Origin of the sequence: Streptomyces boluensis (assembly GCF_009908195.1) — a bacterium.
Lineage (GTDB): Bacteria > Actinomycetota > Actinomycetes > Streptomycetales > Streptomycetaceae > Streptomyces > Streptomyces boluensis.
In genome coordinates, this window is sequence record NZ_JAAAHS010000523.1 from 1 (window position 1) to 4,297 (window position 4,297).

Here is a 4,297-nt window from a genome sequence, read left to right on the forward strand (position 1 = left end):
GTACGGCCCCTCTCTATGTGCCTGTTTTCCCGGTCAGAGGCGGTGGGCGGCGCCCACCGGGGTCGCGCCCCGGGTGTCGAGGAGCAACTGGGCCTTCACGGCGAGGCCTTGCAGGTCGTACGTGCGGTGGGACTGGAGCAGGATCGTCAGGTCGGCCTCGGCGGCGGCCTCGTAGAGGGAGTCCGCGCGGGGGACGGGGCGGCCGAGGACGCTCCAGTGCGGGACGTACGGGTCGTGGTAGCTGATGGCGGCGCCCAGCTCCATCAGGCGGGTGGCGATCTCGTGGGCGGGGGAGCCCTGTTGGTCGGCGAGGTCGGGCTTGTAGGTGACGCCGAGCAGTAGCACGCGCGCGGCGCGGGCGGATTTGCCGTGCTCGTTGAGGAGGGTCGCGGCGCGTTGGATGACGTACTGCGGCATGCGGTGGTTGATCTCCTGCGCGAGGCCGACCATGCGCAGCGGGTGGCCGGGGGTGCGGCTGTGGTGCGGCAGGTAGTTGGGGTCGAGGGGGATGCCGTGGCCGCCGACGCCGGGCCCTGGGCGGAAGGCCTGGAAGCCGAAGGGCTTGGTCTCGGCGCAGCGGATGACGTCCCACAGGTCCACGCCCAAGTCGTGGCAGAGGACGGCCATTTCGTTGACCAGGGCGATGTTGACGTGCCGGTAGTTGGTCTCCAGGACCTGCACCGTCTCCGCCTCGCGGGGGCCACGCGCGCGTACGACCTTGTCGGTGATGCGGCCGTAGAACGCGGCGGCGGACTCCGTGCAGGCCGGGGTGATCCCGCCGATGACCTTCGGGGTGTTGGTGTAGCCGTGGGTGCGGCTGCCGGGGTCGAGGCGGCCCGGCGAGTAGGCCAGGTGGAAGTCGCGGCCGGCGCGCAGCCCGGATTCTTCCTCCAGGAGGGGCCGGAGGAATTCCTCCGTCGTACCGGGGTACGCGGGTGACTCCAGGATGACCGTGGTGTGCGGGCGCAGCCGGGCGGCGAGCGCGCGGGCGGCGTCGCCGATGTGGCTCAGGTCGAGTGAGCCGTCGGCGCCCAGCGGGGTCGGCGCGCAGATGACCGCGGTGCGTACGCGTCCGAGTTCTGCCGGGTTGGCGGTCGGCCGGAAGCCCGCCGAGAGCATCCGGCGCAGGTCGGCGGCGGTGAGGCTGCCTTCGTCCGCGGGCAGTCGGCCCGCGGCGAGGTCGGAGCTGAGCCGTGGGTCGTAGGCGATGGTCTCGATACCGGTCGACACGGCGGCCTGGGCGAGGGGCAGGCCGAGATGACCGAGTCCGATGACGGCGAGATCTGCGGGCATGGAGGTGGGCCGTCCTTCCCAATAGCCGGAGCGGGAGGAGCGCGCAAGCCCTGTGGACAGAACGGACCAGCGCAATGTCAGGTTAGGAGTAAATATGACCGTTATGCGGCATTGCGCGGCGACGGACTTCGGAGTGTTGTCCACAGGCGGTGGCTGAAGTCGGAGAGTGCGGACAGAATCGACGATGTGAGCGCGACCACACGGGGGCGACGGGAGGCAGCAGTGAGGACAGCGACACTGGGACCGGCCGAGCGGGCAGAAGCACTCGCGGGCATGGCCGAACGGGAACTCGACGTACTCGTCGTCGGAGCCGGCGTGGTCGGCGCCGGCACGGCGCTCGACGCCGTCACACGAGGACTCTCCACCGGCCTCGTCGAGGCCCGCGACTGGGCATCCGGCACATCCAGCCGGTCGAGCAAGCTCATCCACGGCGGACTGCGCTATCTCGAAATGCTCGACTTCGCACTCGTACGCGAAGCGCTGAAGGAGCGCGGACTCCTCCTCGAGCGCATCGCCCCGCACCTCGTCAAACCAGTTCCCTTCCTCTACCCGCTCCAGCACAAGGGCTGGGAACGGATCTACGCCGGATCCGGAGTCGCGCTCTACGACGCCATGTCGATGTCACGCGGCCACGGACGCGGACTGCCCATGCACCGCCACCTCTCCCGCCGCCACGCGCTGCGCGTCGCGCCCTGCATGAAGAAGGACGCGCTGGTCGGAGCGATGCAGTACTACGACGCGCAGATGGACGACGCGCGCTACGTGGCGATGATGGTCCGCACAGCCGCCGCCTACGGAGCCAAAGTCGCCAACCGTGCCCGCGTCACCGGCTTCCTGCGCGAGGGCGAACGTGTCGTAGGAGCCCGCGTCCAGGACGTCGAAGGAGGCGGCGAATACGAGATCAGGGCCCGACAGGTCGTCAACGCCACCGGAGTGTGGACCGACGACACCCAGGCGATGGTCGGCTCACGCGGCCAGTTCCACGTCCGCGCCTCCAAAGGCATTCACCTGGTCGTACCCAAGGACCGGATCAATTCCACGACCGGCCTGATCCTCCGCACCGAAAAGTCCGTCCTCTTCGTCATCCCCTGGGGACGCCACTGGATCGTCGGCACCACCGACACCGAATGGGACCTGGACAAGGCGCATCCCGCCGCCTCCAGCGCGGACATCGACTACCTCCTCGAGCACGTGAACTCGGTGCTCGCCGTCCCCCTCACCCGCGACGACGTGCAGGGCGTGTACGCGGGCCTTCGGCCCCTGCTCGCCGGCGAGTCCGACGCCACCAGCAAACTCTCCCGCGAACACACCGTCGCCCACCCCGTGCCGGGACTCGTCGTCGTCGCGGGCGGCAAGTACACGACGTACCGCGTCATGGCCAAGGACGCCGTCGACGAAGCGGTGCACGGGCTCGACCAGCGCGTCGCCGAATGCGTCACCGAGGACATCCCGCTCATCGGCGCCGAGGGATACAAGGCGCTGTGGAACGCACGCGCCCGCATCGCGGCCAGAACCGGACTCCATGTGGTGCGGGTGGAACACCTGTTGAACCGGTACGGATCGCTCGCCGAGGAACTGCTCGACCTCATCGCCGACGCCCCGTCACTCGGCGAACCCCTGCACGCCGCCGACGACTACCTGCGCGCCGAAATCGTGTACGCCGCCTCGCATGAAGGCGCCAGGCACCTCGACGACGTCCTCACCCGGCGCACCCGCATCTCCATCGAGACCTTCGACCGGGGCACCCGCAGCGCGCGGGAATGCGCGGAGCTCATGGCGAAGGTGCTCGGCTGGGACGAGGACCAGATCGGCAGAGAGGTGGAGCACTACGAGAAGCGGGTCGAGGCGGAACGGGAATCCCAGCGCCAGCCTGACGACCTGACGGCCGATGCCGCGCGGCTGGGGGCGCCGGACATTGTGCCGTTGTGAGGTTCGCTCCGGGGGTGTGTGCCTGCGGGGCGGTGTGCGCCTAGGGGTGGGGCTATCGGCAGAACTCGCTTTCCAGGACTGACCTTTTGAGCTTCTCGGCCGTGGGCCAGTCCGCGTTGAGACGGTATGTCACGACGTGGCGGCCGCCGCTGGTCGAGGCGGTCTCCGCGTAGGAACCGGCGATCCTGCCGTTGTGCCCCCAGACGGTGGTGCAGGACAGCTTCGTGGGCATCAGGCCAAGGCCGTACATGCCGTGGGACAGGCGGGTGTCGCGCATCTGGGCGAGCTGGGCCGGGGGCAGCAGCTTGCCGGTGAGGAGCGCGGAGTAGAAGCGGTTCAAGTCATCGAGCGTGCTGACGACTTCACCTGCGGCGCCCGCGCCCGACGGGTTGAGCTCGGTGACGTCCTCGGGGGAGGCGGGGGTGCCGGAGTAGGCGCGGCCGTGCGGCGCGGGCAGTCGGCGTGCGGTGCCGGGGAAGGACGTGCCGGACATGCGGAGCGGGGTGACGATGCGGCGCTGGGCCTCCGCCGCGTAGCTGCGGCCGGTGACCCTCTCGATGATCATGCCGAGCAGCGTGTAGTTGGTGTTCGAGTACGCCCAGTCGCTGCCCGGCGGGAACAGGGGGCGGTGCGCCAGGGCGGTGCGGAGCAGATGGGTGGGGGTGAAGGTGCGGTCCAGTTCTGCGGCGGGCGATGAGGGGGCGGCTGTGTACGGGTACAAGCCGCTGGTGTGGGCGAGTAGCTGACGCAGGGTGAGCTCGCGGCCGTCGTTGCCGTGGCCACGTATGGCGCCGGGCAGGTGCTGCTCGACGGTGTCGTCGAGGGAGAGCCGGTGCTCGGCGGCGAGTTGGAGGACCACCACGGCCGTGAAGGTCTTGGTGATGCTGCCCGCGCGGAAGCGGTCCGTGCGGCCGATGGGGCGGTCGGTCGCGGTGTTGGCCGTGCCGGTGGACGCGTAGTGCGGGGCGGAGCGCGTGCCGGAACCCGGGCGGGCCAGGGCAGCCGCTCCGGGGGTGTGGGTGCGGGCGGCCAGCGTGGCGAGGGCGCTGTCGAGTGGGGTGCGTGGGGCGTGGGG

Annotated in this window: 3 protein-coding genes; 1 reads left to right on the forward strand and 2 read right to left on the reverse strand. The window is 70.2% G+C overall.

Going from position 1 to position 4,297, the window contains the following annotated elements; all coding sequences use genetic code 11:
* Window positions 1–33 precede the first annotated feature (33 nt).
* Window positions 34–1,293, reverse strand: coding sequence for a nucleotide sugar dehydrogenase (locus GUY60_RS35105; RefSeq protein WP_161705375.1), 1,260 nt, complete (start codon window positions 1,291–1,293; stop codon window positions 34–36).
* Between the two features lie 222 nt (window positions 1,294–1,515).
* Here GUY60_RS35105 and GUY60_RS35110 point away from each other — a divergent pair, with 222 nt between their 5' ends.
* The gene (locus tag GUY60_RS35110; protein WP_161705378.1) at window positions 1,516–3,222 is read left to right on the forward strand and encodes a glycerol-3-phosphate dehydrogenase/oxidase; all 1,707 of its coding nucleotides are present in this window, start codon (window positions 1,516–1,518) and stop codon (window positions 3,220–3,222) included.
* Window positions 3,223–3,274: 52 nt separating this feature from the next.
* Here GUY60_RS35110 and GUY60_RS35115 read toward each other — a convergent pair.
* Window positions 3,275–4,297, reverse strand: a 1,023-nt coding sequence (locus tag GUY60_RS35115; protein ID WP_161705380.1) for a serine hydrolase domain-containing protein, incomplete at its 5' end; no start/stop codon positions are given.